At 61.1% G+C, this 20,581-nt stretch carries 13 protein-coding genes and 1 riboswitch; of the genes, 2 read left to right on the top strand and 11 right to left on the bottom strand.

Features of this window, described 5'->3' with window-relative positions:
• Positions 1 to 28: 28 nt before the first annotated feature.
• Together alaS and ltaE are read right to left on the bottom strand one after the other, a co-directional pair.
• Positions 29 to 2,647 (bottom strand): alanine--tRNA ligase, encoded by a 2,619-nt coding sequence (gene alaS, locus PSH76_RS05325; protein WP_098950578.1) that lies wholly within the window; start codon positions 2,645 to 2,647, stop codon positions 29 to 31.
• 146 nt (positions 2,648 to 2,793) lie between these two features.
• On the bottom strand, positions 2,794 to 3,798 hold the full coding sequence (ltaE, locus tag PSH76_RS05320; protein WP_305493694.1) for a low-specificity L-threonine aldolase: 1,005 nt from the start codon (positions 3,796 to 3,798) through the stop codon (positions 2,794 to 2,796).
• Between the two features lie 190 nt (positions 3,799 to 3,988).
• Positions 3,989 to 4,158, top strand: a riboswitch (FMN riboswitch).
• Positions 4,159 to 4,255: 97 nt separating this feature from the next.
• Here ltaE and PSH76_RS05315 point away from each other — a divergent pair.
• The gene (locus PSH76_RS05315) at positions 4,256 to 4,765 is read left to right on the top strand and encodes a 6,7-dimethyl-8-ribityllumazine synthase (RefSeq protein ID WP_003193604.1); all 510 of its coding nucleotides are present in this window, start codon (positions 4,256 to 4,258) and stop codon (positions 4,763 to 4,765) included.
• Between the two features lie 641 nt (positions 4,766 to 5,406).
• Here PSH76_RS05315 and astE read toward each other — a convergent pair.
• From astE to PSH76_RS05280, 7 genes are all read right to left on the bottom strand, one after another.
• Positions 5,407 to 6,411 (bottom strand): succinylglutamate desuccinylase, encoded by a 1,005-nt coding sequence (astE, locus tag PSH76_RS05310; RefSeq protein WP_098950575.1) that lies wholly within the window; start codon positions 6,409 to 6,411, stop codon positions 5,407 to 5,409.
• A gap of 11 nt (positions 6,412 to 6,422) precedes the next feature.
• Entirely contained in the window at positions 6,423 to 6,710 is a 288-nt protein-coding gene (locus PSH76_RS05305) for a hypothetical protein (protein ID WP_003175651.1), read from the bottom strand.
• Between the two features lie 26 nt (positions 6,711 to 6,736).
• Positions 6,737 to 8,083 (bottom strand): N-succinylarginine dihydrolase, encoded by a 1,347-nt coding sequence (astB, locus tag PSH76_RS05300; protein WP_305493693.1) that lies wholly within the window; start codon positions 8,081 to 8,083, stop codon positions 6,737 to 6,739.
• Positions 8,084 to 8,239: 156 nt separating this feature from the next.
• Entirely contained in the window at positions 8,240 to 9,709 is a 1,470-nt protein-coding gene (gene astD / locus PSH76_RS05295; protein ID WP_169918644.1) for a succinylglutamate-semialdehyde dehydrogenase, read from the bottom strand.
• A complete protein-coding gene (gene astA, locus PSH76_RS05290; protein WP_003193612.1) occupies positions 9,706 to 10,731 on the bottom strand; it encodes an arginine N-succinyltransferase in 1,026 nt (341 codons plus the stop codon). The genes astD and astA overlap by 4 nt, the downstream gene beginning before the upstream one ends.
• Positions 10,732 to 10,782: 51 nt before the next feature.
• The gene (aruF, locus tag PSH76_RS05285; protein WP_003175655.1) at positions 10,783 to 11,802 is read right to left on the bottom strand and encodes an arginine/ornithine succinyltransferase subunit alpha; all 1,020 of its coding nucleotides are present in this window, start codon (positions 11,800 to 11,802) and stop codon (positions 10,783 to 10,785) included.
• Between the two features lie 244 nt (positions 11,803 to 12,046).
• Positions 12,047 to 13,267, bottom strand: a complete 1,221-nt coding sequence (locus PSH76_RS05280; protein WP_305493692.1) for an aspartate aminotransferase family protein — start codon at positions 13,265 to 13,267, stop codon at positions 12,047 to 12,049.
• A gap of 301 nt (positions 13,268 to 13,568) precedes the next feature.
• Here PSH76_RS05280 and PSH76_RS05275 point away from each other — a divergent pair, with 301 nt between their 5' ends.
• The gene (locus PSH76_RS05275; protein WP_305493691.1) at positions 13,569 to 18,608 is read left to right on the top strand and encodes a dermonecrotic toxin domain-containing protein; all 5,040 of its coding nucleotides are present in this window, start codon (positions 13,569 to 13,571) and stop codon (positions 18,606 to 18,608) included.
• Between the two features lie 7 nt (positions 18,609 to 18,615).
• On the opposite strand, the gene argR is transcribed toward PSH76_RS05275, so the two are convergent.
• Both argR and PSH76_RS05260 read right to left on the bottom strand, forming a co-directional pair.
• Positions 18,616 to 19,596, bottom strand: a complete 981-nt coding sequence (gene argR / locus PSH76_RS05270; protein ID WP_014719597.1) for a transcriptional regulator ArgR — start codon at positions 19,594 to 19,596, stop codon at positions 18,616 to 18,618.
• A 218-nt stretch (positions 19,597 to 19,814) separates the two neighbouring features.
• Positions 19,815 to 20,579, bottom strand: a complete 765-nt coding sequence (locus PSH76_RS05260; protein WP_003193620.1) for an ABC transporter ATP-binding protein — start codon at positions 20,577 to 20,579, stop codon at positions 19,815 to 19,817.
• Positions 20,580 to 20,581: the final 2 nt, after the last annotated feature.

The following is a 20,581-nucleotide window of genomic DNA, read 5'->3' as shown; positions in this document are numbered from 1 at the left end:
ACTAGACCACGGGCCGGTTAACAGTGCCTTAAATACCTGCCTCGACAAATGGCACGGTCAAGGCCAGCGCCGCGTCCAGAGCTGCGGCATCGACACCACCGCCTTGCGCCATGTCCGGACGACCACCGCCCTTGCCGCCCACTGTCGCAGCGGCTTGCTTCATCAAATCACCGGCTTTGAGTTGGCCAGTCAGGTCCTTGGTTACACCAGCAACCAGAACGACCTTATCCTCATGGACACTGCCGAGTAGGATCACTGCGCGGCCGAGCTTGTTCTTCAACTGATCGACCAAGGCCAACAGCGCCTTGCCATCCTGGCCGTCCAGGCGCGCCGCCAGGACTTTTACATCCTTGACGTCAACCGCCGCGGCCGACAGGTCATCACCCGCAGCGCTGGCCGCCTTGGCCTGCAACTGCTCCAGCTGTTTTTCCAGCGCACGGTTGCGCTCCAGCACGGCGGACAGCTTGTCGATCAGGTTGTCGCGGCTGCCCTTGACCAGGCCGGCCGCTTCCTTGAGTTGTTCTTCGGCTGCATTGAGGTAAGCCAGGGCCGCAGCACCGGTCACCGCTTCAATACGACGCACACCCGAGGCCACACCGCCTTCGCTGATGATCTTCAGCAGGCCGATATCGCCGGTGCGGTTGGCGTGGATACCACCACACAGCTCTACCGAGAAGCTGCCGCCCATGCTCAGCACGCGGACTTCGTCGCCGTACTTCTCGCCAAACAGCGCCATGGCGCCTTTGTTCCTGGCGGTCTCGATATCGGTTTCTTCGGTTTCAACCGGGGTGTTCTTGCGAATCTCGGCGTTGACGATGTCTTCCAGGGCCTTGATCTGCTCAGGCTTGATCGCTTCAAAGTGGCTGAAGTCAAAGCGCAGGCGCTGGCTGTCCACCAACGAACCTTTTTGCTGCACGTGCTCGCCCAGTACCTGGCGCAGTGCGGCATGCAGCAAGTGAGTAGCCGAGTGATTCAACGCAGTGGCATGCCGCACGTCGGCATCGACCTGGGTGTCTACCGGCGCACCCACGGTCAAGTTGCCCAGCACCAGCACACCGTGATGCAGGAACGCGCCGCCGGTCTTGGTGGTGTCGCGCACGTCAAAACGACCGGATGTCGAGCTCAGGAAACCGCAATCGCCAATCTGGCCACCGGACTCGGCATAGAACGGCGTTTGGTCCAGCACCACAACCGCCTCTTCACCTTCGCTCAATACGTCGACCGACTTGCCGTCTTTATAGATGGCGACGATTTTGGCCGAGCCCGCAGTGGCTTTGTAGCCGGTGAACTCGGTCGGTACGTCGACCTTGACCAGGGTGTTGTAGTCCAGGCCAAAGGAGCTGGCAGAACGTGCACGCACGCGCTGGGCTTCCATTTCACGCTCAAAACCGGCTTCGTCGACGGTCAGCTCGCGCTCGCGGGCGATGTCGGCAGTCAGGTCCATCGGGAAACCATAGGTGTCGTACAGCTTGAACACCACATCACCCGGCACCACGGTGCCTTTGAGCTCAGCCAGGTCCTGTTCCAGAATCTTCAGGCCGTGCTCCAGGGTCTTGGAGAACTGCTCTTCTTCAGCCTTGAGCACCCGCTCGATGTTGCTTTGCTGTTGCTTGAGTTCCGGGAAGGCATCGCCCATCTCGGCAACCAGCGCGGCCACGATCTTGTAGAAGAAGCTGCCGGTAGCGCCCAGCTTGTTACCGTGACGGCACGCGCGACGGATGATGCGACGCAGCACGTAGCCACGACCTTCGTTGGACGGCAGCACGCCATCGGCGATCAGGAAACCGCAGGAGCGGATGTGGTCCGACACCACCTTGAGCGAAGACTGGCCTTCATTGGCGCAACCAATGGCCGCCGCCGAGGCGCTCAGCAGGTTGGTGAACAGGTCGATCTCGTAGTTGGAGTGAACGTGCTGCATCACCGCACTGATCCGCTCCAGGCCCATGCCGGTGTCCACCGACGGTGCCGGCAGCGGATGCAACACGCCGTCGGCGGTGCGGTTGAACTGCATGAACACGTTGTTCCAGATCTCGATGTAACGGTCGCCGTCTTCTTCTGGCGAGCCTGGCGGGCCACCCCAGATATCGTCGCCGTGATCGTAGAAAATCTCGGTGCACGGGCCGCACGGGCCGGTATCGCCCATGGTCCAGAAGTTATCGGACGCGTAAGGCGCGCCTTTGTTGTCGCCGATACGGATCATGCGCTCGGCAGGTACACCGATTTGCTGGGTCCAGATGTCATACGCTTCGTCGTCCGTCGCGTACACGGTGACCCAGAGTTTTTCCTTGGGCAGCTTCAGCACGCCGGTGAGGAAGGTCCAGGCGAACGTGATCGCGTCTTTCTTGAAATAGTCGCCGAAGCTGAAGTTACCCAGCATTTCGAAGAACGTGTGGTGGCGTGCGGTGTAACCGACGTTTTCCAGGTCGCTGTTCTTGCCGCCGGCGCGTACGCACTTCTGGCTGCTGGTGGCGCGGGTGTAGGCGCGCTTTTCCTGGCCCAGGAAGCAGTCCTTGAACTGGTTCATCCCCGCGTTAGTGAACAGCAGGGTTGGGTCATTGCCTGGGATCAAGGAGCTTGAGGCTACACGGGTGTGACCTTGCTCTTCGAAGAAGCGAAGGAAGGCTTCACGGATTTCTGCGCTTTTCATTAGGTTCTTCCACGGAGGCTGCGGCCAAAGGCCAGTGCGCAACATCATCAGACGGAGCGACGGCAAAGGGCCGCATTATATCGGCCCTTTGCCGGTGGTACAGCGTGTTTATGTGATAGAAACAGTCAATTAGACGGCCTGCACTGTCATTTCTGCGAAAACGCGACGAATGTCTGCAGCACTTGCTCGATCTGCGCCCGGCTCACATCCAGATGGGTGACCATGCGCAGGCGCGGCGCGGCACTCAACTTGACCCCACGCTCGGCAGCAAAAGCCTTCAGCGCCTGAGCCTGATCGCCTACCTGCACATACACCATATTGGTCTGCACCGGCTCGACGCTGTAGCCGGCCTTGCGTAACTCATCGCCCAGCCATTGGGCGTTGGCATGGTCCTCAGCCAGGCGCTGTACCTGGTGGTCCAGGGCGTACAGACCCGCTGCCGCCAGGGAGCCGGCCTGGCGCATGCCGCCGCCGACCATCTTGCGCAAGCGCCGAGCCTTGGCGATCAGCGCCGTCGACCCACACAGCACCGAGCCAACCGGCGCGCCGAGGCCCTTGGACAGGCACACCGACACCGAATCGAAATGCTGGGCGATTTCTCGCGCATCCACGCCCAGCTTGACTGCCGCGTTGTAGAGGCGTGCGCCATCCAGGTGCAGGGCCAGGCCATGCTCGTGGGTAAATGCACGGGCCTTGGCCAGGTAATCCAGCGGCAGCACTTTGCCCTGCATGGTGTTTTCCAGCGCCAGCAGGCGTGTGCGGGCGAAGTGGAAGTCGTCGGGCTTGATGGCTTCAAGCACCTGGTTCAGATCAAGGGAGCCATCGGCTTGGACTTCCAGGGGCTGCGGCTGGATCGACCCCAGCACCGCCGCGCCGCCGCCTTCGTATTTGTAGGTGTGGGCCTGCTGGCCGACGATGTATTCCTCGCCGCGCTCACAGTGAGCCATCAACGCCAGCAGGTTGCTCATGGTGCCGGTGGGCACGAACAGCGCTGCGGCAAAGCCCAGGCGCTGGGCCAGTTCGGCCTCCAGGCGATTGACGCTGGGGTCTTCGCCGTAAACATCATCGCCACTGACGGCGTTGGCCATCGCGTCGAGCATGCCGGGGGTGGGTTGGGTCACGGTGTCGCTGCGCAGGTCGATCACGGTCATCAAGGGGGCCTCTAACGGAGTGGATAAGTCCTTTTGTGTGTGATTACTGCGGGCAACGCCGCGGAATATCAAGCCCCGATTGCATTCATTCGAATACCAACCAAACAAACCGATATAAGTTATCGAGACGGCAACCGTGCAGTTTTTGAAAAACCATGTTAAAAACTCTGCGCCGCCAGGGTTCTGGCGGCAACGTTCTCAGGGCGGGGTGCAATTCCCCACCGGCGGTAATTGCACGCAATGTGCATAGCCCGCGAGCGCTTGGCGCCTTGAACTGCTCAGGCAGGACGGCGACAAGGTCAGCAGACCCGGTGTGATCCCGGGGCCGACGGTCATAGTCCGGATGAAGAGAGAACGGGATTGGCACCTAAGGGCCGCGCGCCTGCTTGCGCACGCGTACCCTTAAATCCCATTCGATTCATAACGCCCTGTTTTTTTCTTAAACAGGAGTCAGAACATGCAACCCACCGCAATCGACAGCAAAAGCAAAAACCATCACGGCGAGCGCGTCGCGTTTATCCAGGCCTGCTGGCACAAGGATATTGTCGACCAATCGCGCAAAGGCTTCCTCGCCGAAATGATCGCCCAGGGTTATCAGGAATCGGACATCGACTTCTTCGAAGTCGGCGGCGCCTTTGAAATGCCCCTGCACGCCAAGCTACTGGCCAAGACCGGCCGTTACGCCGGCATCGTCGCTGCCGCGCTGGTGGTGGACGGTGGCATCTACCGCCACGAATTCGTCGCGCAATCGGTGGTCAGCGGCCTGATGCAGGTGCAGTTGGAAACTGAAGTGCCGGTGTTCTCGGTGTCCCTGACGCCGCACCACTTCCATGCCGGCAGCGAGCACACCACATTCTTCTACGAGCACTTCGTGCACAAGGGCCAGGAAGCGGCGCGCACCTGCGCCGATACGCTGCACAAGGTGCGTGCGATCCGTCGTAGCGAGCCACGTGCGGTAGCGGTCTAAACCCAGTGTGGCTTGCCTGCGATGCAGACACCTGGGTGTATCAGTGATACCCAGGTGATGCTATCGCAGCATAGGTATCTACATAACTCTGTGGGCTTTAGCAGCAGACGGTAACCACGATGCGAAGCGAGTCGCTCTTGATCTTGATCTGCTTTTGATCTCAGGCGCCCCGTTAAACCACGCTGGCCGGAATTCGACAGGGATTTGGGGGGTAAACCGGCAGGGATGCCGGTTTAGCCGCCCCGCGCCATGGATGGCGCGTGGCGGCGGCCCCCCAAATCACTGGCGGATTACGGGTACACCGAGCCTAGGCGAGGTGCCGAGTGGTGGGGCAAGAGCGCTTTGCTTACTTTCGCGCTTTTCGAAAGTGAGCCGCCGTCAGGGCGGAACCCTAGGTGGCCGTTACCGCAGGAATGGATATGTACACAATCCAACTGTGTCGGCTGCCAGGCCGCCTTCGCGAGCAAGCCCGCTCCCACATTTGAATCGCGGCGCGTTAGTGAGATCGACGCCGGCTGTTAGGCCGTCACGGGAGCAAGCTCCCTCGCCACAGGTTCAGCACCACAATTGTGTAGATACCTATGGCTATCGCACCACATTTACATATCGCACCACATTTACATCGGGTCAGGCCTTGAGATCTACACCAGGCCAGCATCCGTGGTTGGCACGATCAATATCCCGGCGCGCAAGCCGTTCTTCACCTTTGGGTTGGGGAAGATGATGCGGGCGCCCTCCTCCTCGATCACCCAGCGGGTCTTGGCCACGTCTTCGGCCAGCAGGTAGCCCTTTTCCAATTCCGAAAAGTTTTCCACATCTGCGGGCAGGTGCATCAGGAAGGCGTCGCTGTGCTTGATCACTTCTCGCGCAACGGCGAAGAGTTGCAGGCCGTCGAGGCTACCGGTCTCAGGCTCGTTACCCTCGATGATCTGCTTCAGACGCGCTTCCAGGCGCGACACGTCCACTCCGTCGTTCTGCCCGAACGGCCGCGCCTTGCCCAACTCCAGGGTGAACGCCTCGGCGCCGAGTTGCTCGTAGGTAAACGCGGTGAAGGTAATCGAGGTTTTATTCTGCAACAGCACCGCCTGCATGCCGGCAGCGTTCAAGCGCTCCAGCTCACGGCGCGAATGCTGTCGGTCTTCCTTCCACGGGTACAACGCGAACTGCTCGATTTTCGAACCACGAATCGCGGTATGCAGGTCGTAATGCAGGCGCGAGCGGCCAGGCAGGCTGAAAAAGCTGCGGGCCAATTGCTCAAGCTCGGCGGCGCGCATGGCTTCGGGGCCGATGTTTTGTTCATGACGGCCGTTGAACAGCCGGTTGACGTCCAGTTCGAGGTAACGCTCACCGCGGCGCATGGCCTCGGTATTCCCGAACAGGAACAGAATACGGGTGCGGGGTTTGATCTCCCCGCGGGCAATGCCATGCAACAGGCGGTCGAGCAGTTCGATCGGCGCGGTTTCGTTGCCATGGATGCCGGACGACAGCAGCAGGTCGCTGCCGTTGTCCAAAGCTTCAGGAGGACGCACTTCAAGCGCGCCTTCGCTGAGCCAGCGCATCTGCACGCCGTCGACAGTCAGTTGAATTTTTTGCGCCGGTTCACGACCGGCGAGGGTCAGTTCAAGCAGTTTGCCGAGGGCGAGCATAAGCAGCTTCCTTAGTGGTTGCAGCCTGGGCCGTGGACGTGATCGTCGTCGTCACCTTCAACGTCGGCCGGTTCCATTTCCAGTTGCAGGCTCATCAGGTTGGTGGCCAATGGGCGCATCAGCAGGTTGGCGTACTCGGCGTCGCCTTCTTCTACGTCCACGCCAATCAGCAGTTGGCCGCGGCCATCGTGCTGGATCCAGATCTCCTTGCCCTGCCAGACCACGGCGACGCGGGTGCAGGAGGTTTCCAGCTGGGTGCCGTCGGTGTCTTCAAGGATGAGTTTCAGGGTGTCGGTCATAAATAAAATATCTCAGCCGTGTGGCATTAATTGATCTGGAAAGGATAAACCGAGCCCAGTTTAAGGATTTGCGTCAGTTCATCCAGTGCCGTCCGGCACTCAAGCAGTAACTGCGGGTCAGCCAGGTCGGTTTCGCGCAGGCTGTCGCGATAGTGCTTGCCCACCCACTGGGTCAGGGTTTCGTACAACGGCGCGGTCATGATAACCCCTGGGTTCACGGCCGCCAGCTCGGTTTCGTTCAACGCCACACGCAGGCGCAGGCACGCCGGCCCACCGCCATTCTGCATGCTTTGCTTGAGGTCGAAGACCTTGACCTCGCGAATCAGCCCGCCGGAAGCGGTCAGGCCTTGCAGGTACTGCCACACGCGCTCATTGGCGCGGCACTCTTCCGGCACGATCAGCAGCATCGAGCCGTCAGGCCGAGTCAGCAACTGGCTGTTGAACAGGTAGGAACGCACCGCGTCCTCGACACTGACCAACGCGCGAGGCACACACACCGACTGGAAATTGCCGCCCAGCTTGCCCAACTTGCCGTGCAGTTCGGCGAGCATCTGTTCAGTGTTGAGGAACGCATCCTCGTGATAGAACAGCACTTCGCCGTTGCCCACTGCGATCACATCGTTGTGGAACACACCGGCGTCGATCACCGCCGGGTTCTGCTGGGCGTAAACCACGCCGCCATCCTTCAAGCCATGCAGGCGCGCAACGGCCTGGGAGGCTTCCAGGGTCTGGCGCGCCGGGTACTTCTGCGGGGCCGGGTAACGGGGGTCGAAAGCACTGCGGCCGAAGACGAAAAACTCGACACCCGCCTCACCGTACTCACGGCAGAAACGCGTGTGGTTGGCCGCGCCTTCATCGCCAAACTGCGCCACGGCCGGCAAGGCGGCGTGGTGGGCGAAGTGCTTGCCATCGGCGAACATCGCCCCCAGCACGCGGCTGGTGGTGGGGTGTTCGATGCTGCGGTGGTATTTGCAATTGAGGTTGGCGGCAGTGAAATGCACGCGGCCGTCTACGGTGTCTGCGCTTGGGCTGACGGTGGCGGCGTTGGCTACCCACATGCTGGAAGCCGAGCAGCTCGCTACCAGCAAAGGCATGGCCTGCTTGGCGGCCTGCTCAATCACCTGGGCGTCGGTGCCGCTGAAACCCAAGCTGCGCAAGGCGGCCACATCCGGGCGTTCCTGGGGCGCCAACACACCTTGCACAAAGCCCATGTCCATCAGGGCTTTCATTTTCTGCAGGCCCTGCAACGCCGCTTCCTTCGGGTTGGAAGACTGCTGGCTGTTGCTTTGGGACGCGACGTTGCCGAAGGACAAACCGCCGTAGTTATGGGTCGGCCCCACTAGACCGTCAAAATTGACTTCACAGGATTTCATCGGCGAGGCTCCACGAACATCTGTTTTTATAGGCATCAAATCACTTGAATACACCACAGATCCCTTGTGGGAGCGGGCTTGCTCGCGAATGCAGTATGTCATTCAACATTTGAAGTGACTGAACCACCGCTTTCGCGAGCAAGCCCGCTCCCACATTTAGATCAGCGTTATACCTGGCGTGAGCGTTGCCGGGACTATCAGGCTCGGCGTCTCCAGCGACGCCACCGGGTACGCGCAATAATCCGCCGCGTAATAGGCGCTGGCGCGATGATTGCCCGACGCCCCGACACCACCGAACGGCGCGGTACTGGCGGCGCCGGTCAACTGTTTGTTCCAGTTGACGATACCGGCGCGGCTTTCCAGCCAGAACTGCTGGTAACGCGCTTCGGAATCCGACAACAGGCCAGCGGCCAGGCCGTATTGGGTGTTGTTGGCCTCAGCGATGGCACCGGCAAAATCCGCGTAGCGGATCACCTGCAGCAGCGGGCCAAACAGCTCTTCGTCTTCACGTTCCGTCACAGCGGTCACGTCGATGATGCCAGGGGTCAGCAACGCGGCCTGAGCCTGAGGTTGGGTCATCTCCAGCAGCGCCACGGCGCCATTGGCCAACATCAGTTCCTGGGCTTGCATCAGCGCTTTGGCCGCAGCAAGTGAAATCACCGAGCCCATGAACGGCGCCGGTTGCTGGTCGAAAGCACCGACTTCAATGCTCGCACTCACCGCCACCAGGCGCGCCAGCAAGGCATCGCCCCAGGCACCTTCAGGCACCAGCAAGCGGCGGGCACAGGTGCAACGCTGGCCTGCCGAGATAAACGCCGACTGAATGATGGTGTACACCGCCGCATCCACGTCGGCGACTTCGTCCACGACCAGCGGGTTATTACCGCCCATTTCCAGGGCCAGGATCTTGTCCGGGCGCCCGGAGAACTGCTGGTGCAAGTGGTTGCCGGTGCGGCTGGAACCGGTGAAGAACAGGCCGTCGATGCCTGGGTTGGCCGCCAGGGCGATGCCGGTTTCCCGCGCGCCTTGCAGCAGGTTCAGCACGCCCGCCGGCAAACCGGCTTCGATCCAGCACTGTACGGTCAGCTCGGCGACCTTGGGGGTCAGCTCGCTCGGCTTGAACAGCACGGTATTACCGGCCAGCAACGCCGGGACGATGTGCCCATTCGGCAAGTGCCCAGGAAAATTGTAAGGGCCGAACACCGCTACCACACCGTGGGGTTTGTGGCGCAACACAGCGGTGGCGTCGCCCAGGGGGCCGCTCTTCTCGCCGGTACGCTCGCGGTAGCTTTGCACCGAGATCGCAATCTTGTTGGCCATGCTGGTGACTTCGGTGGCTGATTCCCACAGCGGCTTGCCGGTTTCTTCGCCAATGCAGCGGGCGATTTCGTCGGCACGGCTTTTAAGCGTGGCGGCGAAGGTTTCCAGCACGCTGATGCGTTCTTCGAGCGAGCGCTTGGCCCATGCCGGGAATGCCTGACGCGCAGCCTGCACGGCGGATTCGACCTGTTCGGCGCTGGCGCCATTGCCGGCCCACAGTACTTGCTGGGTCACCGGGTTGCGCGATTCAAACAGTTCACCCTGGCCAGCCAGCCAGCTACCTGCGATATACAACGAATTCATTATTTCGACTCCCGAGCAGCAGACAACGCAACAGCACGCACTTGATCACCCACCACCAGTTGCAGGCGCTTGGCGGTCTGCGGATCGACCACCAGGGTGCCTGCCGCCAGCCGGGCCGGAGCGGCGGTGATACGGCACTCCTCGCGCTTGCGGTTATGAATCAGGAACGGCGTGGCGTCGTCCCCCGGTGTGCCGATGGCCAACACCAGTGACTGGCTGTCGCGCACCGCACGGATCTTGCTGGTTTCACATTCCACCGCCGGGCCTGCGTCGAAAATATCCACATAGCCCTGGTAGCTGAAGCCTTCGCTCTTGAGCATGCTCAGGGCCGGCTCGGTGTCCGGGTGGACCTTGCCGATCACATTGCGTGCGTCTTCGGAGAGAAAGCAGCTATACAGCGGAAACTTGGGCATCAGCTCAGCGATAAACGCTTTGTTGCCCACGCCGGTGAGGTAGTCGGCCTGGCTGAACTCCATCTTGAAGAAGTGCCGGCCCAGGCTTTCCCAGAACGGCGAACGCCCGGCGTCGTTGGACACACCGCGCATCTCGGCAATGATCTTGTTACCAAACAGTTGCGGGAACTCGGCAATAAACAACATGCGCGCCTTGGCCAGCATGCGGCCGTTAAGGCCGTTGCGGTAATCGGCGTGCAAAAACAACGAGCACAATTCGGAATTACCAGTGAGGTCGTTAGCCAGGAACAGCGTCGGAATCTCACGGTAGATATTCAGCTCCTGGGACGCGCTGACGGTCAGCCCCACCCGGAAGTTGTACCACGGCTCGCGCAGGCCGACGGCGCCAGCGATGGCGGAAATTCCCACCACGCGGCCTTCATCGTTTTCCAGCACGAACAGGTAGTCGGCATCGCCGCGCCCGGCTTCGCCGCGAAAGGTTTTTTCCGCCCAGCCCACCCGGTGGGTCAGGCGCTCTTCGTTGGCCGGCAAGGTGGTAAGGCCGGTGCCAGTGCTGCGCGCCAGATCAATCAGGGCCGGTAAATCGCTGCTGCGTACGGGACGAACGATCATGCTATCTCCTCGAACGGGCCGCTGTTGTCAGCCACCCGCGAAACTCTCTTTTTAAACCGCAACCAGGCGCACGCTGGCGCCTTCGCCAACACCCAGCGCTTCGGCGGCCGCCAGGTCCAGGGTCACCGGTTTGCCGGGCGCGTAGTCCAGTTCCAGCATCACCGCACGGTAATCCTGCAACTGCGCGTTGCTCACCAGGTACTGGCGGCCAACACCCTTGACCATCTCGCCGATCTTCACCGGCACCACGCGGCTCTGAGCGATCGAGCGAATGCCCGAGACCCGTGCGTGCAACGTCGGGCCACCGTCGAAGATGTCGATGTAATGGTCAGTCTCAAAGCCTTCACGCATCAGGATGTCGAAGGTGATTTGCGCACGTGGGTGCACCTGGCCCATGGCCTCTTGCGCTTCGTCCGGCAGCAGCGGTACGTAGATCGGGTAATGCGGCATCAGCTCGGCGAGGAAGGTGCGGCTTTTCAGCCCGCACAGGCGCTCGGCGGCGGCGTAGTTGAGGTCGAAGAAGTTGCGGCCGATGGCATCCCAGAACGGCGAGTCACCGTTCTCGTCGCTGTAGCCGACAATCTCGGTCACCACCGAGTCGGCAAAGCGCTCGGGATGGCTGGCAACAAACAGCAGACGGCCACGGGAGTTGAGTTCCGACCACGGCGAACCGACCAGCTCCGGCACCACATAGAAGCTGGTGAGCAGGCTGTTGCCGGTAAGGTCGTGGCACTGGGAAAGCACGTGGATCTTGTTGTGGATCTTCAGCTCGCGGGAGGCGTGCACGAAGGTTTCGTTACGAAAGCTGTAGAACGGCTCGGAGTAACCGGCCGAGGCCACGATGGCCGAGCAGCCGGCAAGCTTGCCGGTCTCGGTGTCTTCCAGCACGAAGAAATAGCTCTCTTCACCGTTGAAACTCACCTCGGCGGCGAAGGACGCTTCGCTGGCCGCGATCTTGTCGCTCAGGCGTTCCACATCATCCGGCAAGGAGGTGACACCAATCGGGCTGTCCGCAGCCAGACGCTGTACCTCGCCCAGATCAGCCATTTGCGCGGGGCGCATCACCAGCATGGTGTCACTCCTTAACTCGAAAACTCACAGAAAAAAAAGCCAAACACACTGTTGAAAACAGTGAGGTCAAGTGTGGGAGCGGGCTTGCTCGCGAAAGCAGTGGTTCAGTCACCTGAAATGTTGAATGACACACTGCATTCGCGAGCAAGCCCGCTCCCACATTTGATCTTCACAGCCCCAACTAAACGGTCCGGCATACAAAATTTGTATTCGGTACCGGGATCGCCAGGCACCGAACGGTCCATCAGGCTTGCGTCAACGTCTTCACAGCACGCTCAAAACGATCCAGGCCTTCATTGATGTCCGCCTCTTCCACCACCAGGCTCGGCGCAAAACGCACCACGTCGGGGCCGGCTTGCAGGATCATCAAGTTTTCTTTTTCGGCCGCGTTGAACACGTCCTTGGCCTTGCCTTTGAACGCATCGCTCAACACGCAACCGATCAACAAGCCCATGCCGCGCACCTCGGTAAAGATGCCGTACTGCTTGCCGATCTGCTCCAGGCGCGCCTTGAACAGGTCGTGCTTGGCATTCACACCCGCCAGCACTTCTGGGGTGTTGATCACGTCGATCACCGCTTCCGCTACCGCGCACGCCAGCGGGTTGCCGCCGTAGGTGGTGCCGTGGGTGCCGACCACCAGGTGCTTGGCCAAGTCTTCACGGGTGAGCATCGCCGCAATCGGGAAACCGCCGCCCAGGCTCTTGGCACTGGTGAGGATGTCGGGCGTCACGCCGTAATGCTGGTAGGCAAACAGGTGGCCGGTGCGGCCCATGCCGGTTTGCACTTCGTCAAATACCAGCAGTGCGTCGTGAGCGTCGCACAGCTCGCGAGCGCCTTGCAGGTAAGCCAGCTCGGCCGGCAGTACACCGCCTTCGCCCTGGATCGGTTCCAGCACCACGGCGCAGGTCTTATCGGTCACCGCCGCTTTCAGCGCAGCCAGGTCGTTATAAGGAACGTGGGTGATGCCGGTGATTTTAGGCCCGAAACCATCGGAGTACTTCGACTGGCCACCGACGTTGACGGTGAACAGGGTACGGCCGTGGAAGCTGTTCAGCGCGGCGATGATCTCGTACTTCTCGCTGCCAAAACGGTCGAACGCCACGCGACGGGCCAGCTTGAAGGCGGCCTCGTTGGCTTCGGCGCCGGAGTTGCAGAAGAACACGCGCTCGGCAAAGGTGGCATCGATCAGCTTGTGGGCCAGGCGCAAGGCCGGCTCGTTGGTGAACACGTTGGAGACATGCCACAGCGTGTTGGCCTGTTCGGTCAGTGCACCGACCAGCGCCGGGTGCGCATGGCCCAATACGTTGACCGCGATGCCGCCGGCAAAGTCGATCAGCTCGCGACCGGCCTGGTCCCACACGCGCGAACCTGCGCCACGTACGGGGATGAAGGCAGCAGGTGCGTAGTTGGGCACCATCACTTGGTCGAAATCGGCACGTTGCACCGGGGCTTGCTCAACGGACATCGGAGTCTCCTGAAGAGGAACGCCTGCCTGGAACTGGCGGGCGATGCAGGGATTGTAAGGACAGTTTTCAGCGCCACCTTGTCGCCAAGCGACAACTTCTTATAGCGCCAACCCCGGTTTTACGCGGGTTTACGGCAATGCGACATATTGCATCGCAATGGCGCAGTGTAAACGCTGCGTTCAGTGAGAGGCAGAGGCACGGCCCGCTGATTTTCGCCTAATGCCTTAACTATCTGCTGCCCATGAACCCATCAGGCTTGCTGTGATGACAGTGACTCACCCCCACTGAAGGATCAGCCCCGTGCCCACGACAATCAGCCAACGCCTCGCAGTCGCCGCCACCCAAGTGCCTGCCGGGTTTCACACACGCCTGCCGGCCTGGCTGGCAAACGCCTCGGATGACAAGCGCCAAGCGTTGAAAACTGCGCCACTGGATGTCGCCGACTGGCAGGCCGACGCCAGCCGCCAGCAACACGCGCCCCTCAAGCAGGCGGTGGAGCAGAGTTGGACCGCGCAAAGCAAAGTAGACGCGGCACTGGCCGACCTCAAGACACCGCACGCCTTCACCGCACCGCTTTTGCAACAGGCGCTCAAGACCCGCTGGGGCGTGGACATCGATGTCAGCACCACCCATCTGCGCCTGTATGCGCCCCTGACGATCCCACTGTTCCCCATAGAAACCGGCGGCGTCAAAGCCTGGACCGTGTCGCTGGTGGATGCCGCGCTGCACAACTTTGATGCAGCAGAAAGCAAGAAAGCTGCCTACACCGCAGACTCAAGCTTCATCACCCAACCCTCTGCCACCGGGCAATTCGACACCCTGCCCTCAGTAAACAGCAAAGTCAGCATCCAGGCCTTCATCCGGCTCTGCCGTGAACTGGACATCGGCACGCAATACCAGGCCTACCTCAAGACATTTTTCGGTTTCCAGGACGCCACCCGCAAGAGCGCGCTGCGCAGTACCGTCATCGAAAGCCTGAAGGCCGAGGCACAAGCCGCCGTGCACCTGGCGCGCCTGAAAAAGGACGGCAGCGAAGCCGTACTGCGCACGCTCCAGGCCCAGCTCAAAGGCATCAGCAGCCTGACACTGGAAGGCAAGACCCTGCTCAGCCACGACCTGAGCCTGATGGACGCGCCGCTGGCCGGCATTGTGCTGTTCGCCGCCGACCTGGAACTGCACCACAGCGCAGTGCCCGTGGTGGCGTACATCCCCGGCGATCCGCAGGCACCGCTCAAGTATTACCGCGACGGCATTGCCTTCATTCAAGACCTGACCCGCAAATTGCGCGACGCCGATTACCAAGCGTTCTTCAGCCGCTTTATCAGCCACGAACACCGCGCCTACTTCTTTGCCAACCTCAATAACCGCTTGTCCCAGATAACCTGGCACTCCCCCATCCCTGGCGACCCCAGGCCGACCTGGCGAGCTGAACCGGTGGCCAACCCCAAGCTGCAATTGCACGCGACCAAAATCACGGGCGAGCTGTACGAACACCTCTACGAAAGCAAACTCAACAGGCTGCTCAATGACGCGCGCAATATTGCCGTGTCCACCGCAGACGCCGACAGCAAGGCACGCTGGCAACGTTGGGACGTCGTGGCAAAAATCGGCAAAACCCTGCTCGAAATCGTCGCCTTCATCGCCACGCCGTTCATTCCCCCCCTGGGCCTGCTGATGCTTGGCTACACCGCCTATCAACTGCTCGACGACGTGTTCGAAGGCATCATCGACTGGGCTGAAGGCCTCAAGCGCCAGGCGTTCGGGCACCTGATGTCGATCCTGGAGCAAATGGTGCAATTGGGTATGTTCGCGGTCGGCGCACCGATTGCCGAAGGGCTGCTACGCCAGGCACTGCCTCGGGAAGTCTGGGCGTTTTTCGAGCGCCTGCACCCGGTCACCTCGCACGACGGCAAAACGCGCCTGTGGAACCCGGACCTGAGCCCCTACACCCACGACCTTCAGTTGCCCGCCGCCTCACGCCCCCAGGCCGATGGATTGCATACCTACGGGGACAAACAGATCCTGCCCCTCGATGGGCAACACTTCGCCGTCAAGCAACAAGCGGACAACACCGTACTGGTGCACCCAAGCCACATGCATGCCTACCAACCGCCCATTATCGGTAATGGCAAGGGTGCCTGGTTGACCCCACTGGATCGCCCGCTGACCTGGGACCGCAGCACCTTGCTGCGCCGCCTCGGCCCGCCCGCCGAGAGCCTCAGCGAAACCGGCCTGGAACAGGCACAGCGTATCAGCAGCACCGACGATGGCGCCCTGCGCAAACTCTACATGGACCGCCAGCCGCCACCGCCGTTGCTGGCCGACAGCCTCAAGCGCATTCACATCGACCAGCACCTGCAAGACTTCATCGACCAGATGAACAGCGACGACCCGCAGGTTTATCGAAAAGCCGACACGCAGACCCAACTCTGGCTGCTCAGCCAGACCGGCCTGTGGCCCGAAACCAAGACCCTGCGTTTTCTAAACGCCAAAGGCGAAACGGTATGGGAACATCCTGGCCGAGAAAACGCGGCAGTGGCGCAAATCCATGAAGCGCAGATGAACAACGGCGACCTGCTCAAGACCCTGCTGGAAACCCTCGACGAGCCAGAGCGCAAGACGTTGCTGGAAGAAGACTTTGGCACCCCCACCACCCAATTGCATGTGCGCGCCGCCAAGCTGCGCAAACAGCTGGCACGCAGAGCCGCGGATAAACGCGCTTCGATGTTCGACTCACGCTACCGAGGCCTGGAGCTGACCACCGATGCGCGCGTTCAGAAGGTCATCGACAGCACGCCAGGCCTGCCGGTCAGCGCGGCCGAGGAAGTGCTGCGCGGTGCCAGCGGCCAGGATCTGCTCGACATCGACCAGGGCACACTGCCTTCGCACCTGGTCGAACGTGCACGCTGGGCAGCCCACCAGGTTCGAATCAGCCGGGCGTATGAAGGCTTGTACATGAGCGCGCTGGAGAGCGGCGACACCCACCGACTCTCCCTGCACTCCCTGGAAAAACTGCCGGGCTGGTCGCCCCAGGTTCGCCTGGAAGTGCGCGACTTCAAGCGCGACGGCCAGTTGCACGACGCCATCGGCCCTGCCCAGGCGCCCATCCGACGCCTGTTGGTGCGCACCATCGAAGGCGACTACATTCCCGAAGACAGCAAGGGCACCCTGCTTGGCGAAACCGACTTCTACACCGCCGTGCTCCAGGCACTGCCCGATGCGCAGCGCGACGCGCTGAATATGCAGATCGGCCAGGGCCCGCACCTGCGAGAAACCCTGCGCCAACATGCGCTGGCACGTGACGAGCTTGGCCCTCTGCTGGCCGAAGTGCCGCTGCTCAAACCCTCCTACGACCCCACCCTGATGCGCCTGCCCGGCGGCATGGAAGGTTACGATGCCAGCCCATCCACTGCCGGTAGCAGCAGCGGCGCTGTCTCGCTTGAGGCGCGGCTGCACGAGTTGTACCCGCAACTGAGCCCCAACGAGCTGACCGCCGTACTCGCTGCCATGCACAACGACCCCGGTACGCCATTGGGTACCCTTCAATTCCTGAAGAACGAGTTCTCGCAGTTGGACGCCAGCCTCAGAGCCTGGCAGCAGAACGTGCCACAAACCCTTGTGGGCACTGACCTACCCCTGAGCCGCTGGCGAATTGCTTCTGAACAGCAGAATCGTCGGCTCTGGGCGCAACGGCTGATCAGCGCCTGGCGCCACGACACACCCCGGGACGCCGCGTTTGATAACGGGCACCTGTTGCAACTCAACCAACCCATTTACGGCGAACTGCCGACACTGGAGGCCAGCTTCGGGCACATCACCAGCCTGGAGTTGCTGGGCTACCTGACCACCCGTGGCACGCCGGCCTTCTTGGGGCGCTTTCCCGGGCTACGCCGGCTGGCTATCAGCGACATCGCCCTCAGAACACTGCCCGAGGAGGTCAGCGCATTAACTCGCCTCAATGCACTGGTACTGCGCAATTGCGAACTCAACCTCACCACCCCAAGCCGTGCAGCCCTGGCCAACCTGGCCGAGCTGCACACCCTGGACCTGTCCAACAACCCGCTGGCGCTGGCGCCCAATCTGGAAAACATGGCCAACCTGCGTACGCTCAACCTTGCGCGCAGCGGGATTTCCGTCTTCCCCTCCGGCCTGCTCAGTCGACCTCGGCTGGTCAGCGCCAACCTCAGCAACAACCTCCTGCGCAGACTGCCCGACGCCCTGTTTTCCCTGCGCGCCGGCGCCGCCAGGGCCTTCGACCTTTCCGGCAACCCACTCTCACGCACGACGCTTGAACGGATAAAAACCTACTGCCAGAACACCGGGGAACACTTTGGCGCCGACGCCAACCCAGCGGAGGTGCGCCTGGCCCAAGCGCTTTACCCGACCTATAGCACCTACGAGGCCAATCAATTTATCTTCAGGTTGCCAGGCGGGCTGGACGATTCAATGGCGACACTGGTGCGCCTCAAGGCCGACTACGAACGCCTGCAGGCCGACCTGCAAGAATGGGTAGCGGATGTGCCCGCGCGCTACCCGTTCACGGACGTGCCCATGGATGAACAGGTTCGCGCACAGCAGCAGCTCATGCGCGGGGAAATAAGAGGCTTGCTGGAGCAAGTGTGGCGACGCGAGAGCGACCTGGACTTCAGTCATGACACGCTGACCCAAACCCATCAAATGGTCCTGACGTTGCCACTGTTGGGCGACCTGCCGAAACTGAATGTGGATTTCAAGCACGTTTCCAAGCTGGAACTGAGGGCGCAGGAAACCACCTCGATACCCGAAGGCTTTCTGGAACGCTTCTCCAACCTGGAGAGCCTGCTGATTGACCGCTATGTCCTCAAAGACATTCCCGCTGCCGTGTTCAAGCTGCCCAAGCTCAATACACTCAGCCTGACGCAATGCCAACTGCGGCTGACCCCCGAAAGTGTCGCAGCGTTGAGCGACCTGCACGACCTGAACTACCTGGACCTGAGCGATAACCCACTGGGGCTGCCCCCCGATGTCAGCAACATGTCCGGCCTGGAGACCTTGATGATGGAAAACGCCGGGCTTACTGAAGTGCCGCGCGGCGCATTCAACCTGACATCGCTCACCCAACTGAACCTGAGCGATAACCGTATCACCGAGTTGCCCACCGACCTGATTGAAGTGGACCCGGACGCAGCTGCAGGTTTTGATCTGAGCGACAACCCCTTCTCACCCGAGGCGATTGCCATCCTGCGTCGCTATTACAACCGCACGGCGGTGGATTTCGACGTCGCGCAAGCCAGGCAACCGGCGCCAGATGACTCTGGCTCAAGCTCCCCGACTTCATCCGAAACAGACAACGAACCCTGAGCGCCGCTCAACCGCGCTCGGAGGGCACCGACGATAACTCGAACGGGCTGCTGCTGCGGCGCTGGTTACGGTCTTCGCGAGGGGTGGCGCCGAAAAAATTGCGGTAGGCGCTGGAGAAGTGCGGCCCTGAGGAGAAGCCGCACGACAGGCCGATCTGGATGATCGACTTGCTGGTTTGCATCAACATCTGGCGCGCCTTGTTCAGGCGCAATTCCAGGTAGTACTGGCTGGGAACACGGTTGAGGTATTGCTTGAAGATCCGTTCAAGCTGTCGTCGTGAGACGCACACGTGCTGGGCGATTTCATCGGTGGTCAGCGGTTCTTCGATATTGGCCTCCATCAGCAAAACCGCCTGGGTCAGCTTCGGATGGCTGGAACCCAGGCGATTTTGCAATGGAATACGCTGGCGCTCGCCGCCTTCGCGGATGCGTTCTACTACCAACTCTTCGGACACCGCACCGGCCAGCTCCGCACCGTGGTCACGGGCCAATACCGCCAGCAGCAGGTCGAGTACCGACATGCCGCCGCAGGCAGTGAGGCGATCACGGTCCCAGTCGAACAAATGGCTGGTGGCAATGACCTTGGGGAACCGCTCGGCGAAATCGTCCTGCCAGCGCCAGTGCACGGCGGCGCGGTAGCCATCGAGCAGGCCCAGTTGGGCCAGCGGGTACACACCCGCCGACAAGCCGCCGATTACACACCCTGCCCGAACAAGCTGCTTGAGCGCGGAACTCAGTGGCGAAGCGATGACCGTCGGCGGTTCGTCGGCCAACAGGAACAGCTTCTGAAAGCCCTCCAGCTTACCGGCCCACGGCTCGCCCGGCAGTTGCCAGGCACCTTCGACGGCGGGCTCGGCGAGCAAAAACGACAGCTCGTAGATCACATCCGGATGCACCCGCTGGGCAACGCGCAAGGCCTCCTCAGCCAGCGCAAGCGTAAGGGCTTTTGTGCTGGGCCAAATCAGGAAACCAATTTTGTGGGCGGTCATGGAGTGCTATCCAAAGCGAAAACAGTGAAAGAAGCTGTGGGCCAATGCTAGCCCGTAAACCAACACAAATCTCAAAAACAATGAAGACCTGCTTCCCTGTAGGAGCGAGCTTGCTCGCGAAAAACCTGAGAACGCCACGGGGTATCAGGCTTGCCGCGTTATCGTTGACGATCTTCGCGAGCAAGCTCGCTCCTACAGGGGGTGGGTGGCCGCCTTGATTATTTCAAGCTGCCAGAGAGGAACTGCTGCAAACGCTCCGACTGCGGGTTCACCAGCACTTCCCGTGGGTTGCCACGTTCTTCAACAACGCCTTTGTGCAAAAACACCAACTGGTTCGAGACTTCACGGGCAAAGCCCATTTCGTGGGTCACCACCACCATGGTGCGGCCTTCCTGGGCCAGGTCCTGCATCACCTTGAGCACTTCGCCTACCAGCTCAGGGTCGAGTGCCGAGGTCGGTTCGTCGAACAACATTACCTCTGGCTCCATCGCCAGGGCGCGGGCAATCGCTACGCGCTGCTGCTCACCGCCGGACATATGGCCGGGGAACGCATCCTTACGATGGCCCACGCCGACCTTGGCCAGGTAGTGCTCGGCCTTTTCACGCGCTTCTTTCTTCGATACGCCCAGCACGTGCACCGGGGCTTCCATCACGTTTTCAAGCGCGGTCATGTGCGACCACAGGTTGAAATGCTGGAACACCATGGACAGGCGCGAACGCATGCGCTGCAACTGCTTGGGGTCGGCAGCCTTCATGGCGCCGTCTTTGTTGGCGACCAGTTTGAGCTCTTCGTTATTGAGCAGAATCTTGCCGGCGTGGGGTTGCTCGAGCAGGTTGATGCAGCGCAAAAAGGTACTTTTGCCCGAACCACTAGAGCCGATGATGCTGATCACATCGCCGGCGGCGGCGGCCAGGGATACGCCTTTGAGCACTTCATGACTGCCATAGCGTTTATGCAGGTCTTGGACTTCAAGCTTGTACATGC

It is taken from the genome of Pseudomonas sp. FP215 (assembly GCF_030687795.1).
Taxonomy (GTDB): Bacteria; Pseudomonadota; Gammaproteobacteria; order Pseudomonadales; family Pseudomonadaceae; genus Aquipseudomonas; species Aquipseudomonas salmasensis.
Note: the sequence above shows the minus strand (reverse complement) of the source record. Positions and strands in the feature narration are given on the sequence as shown.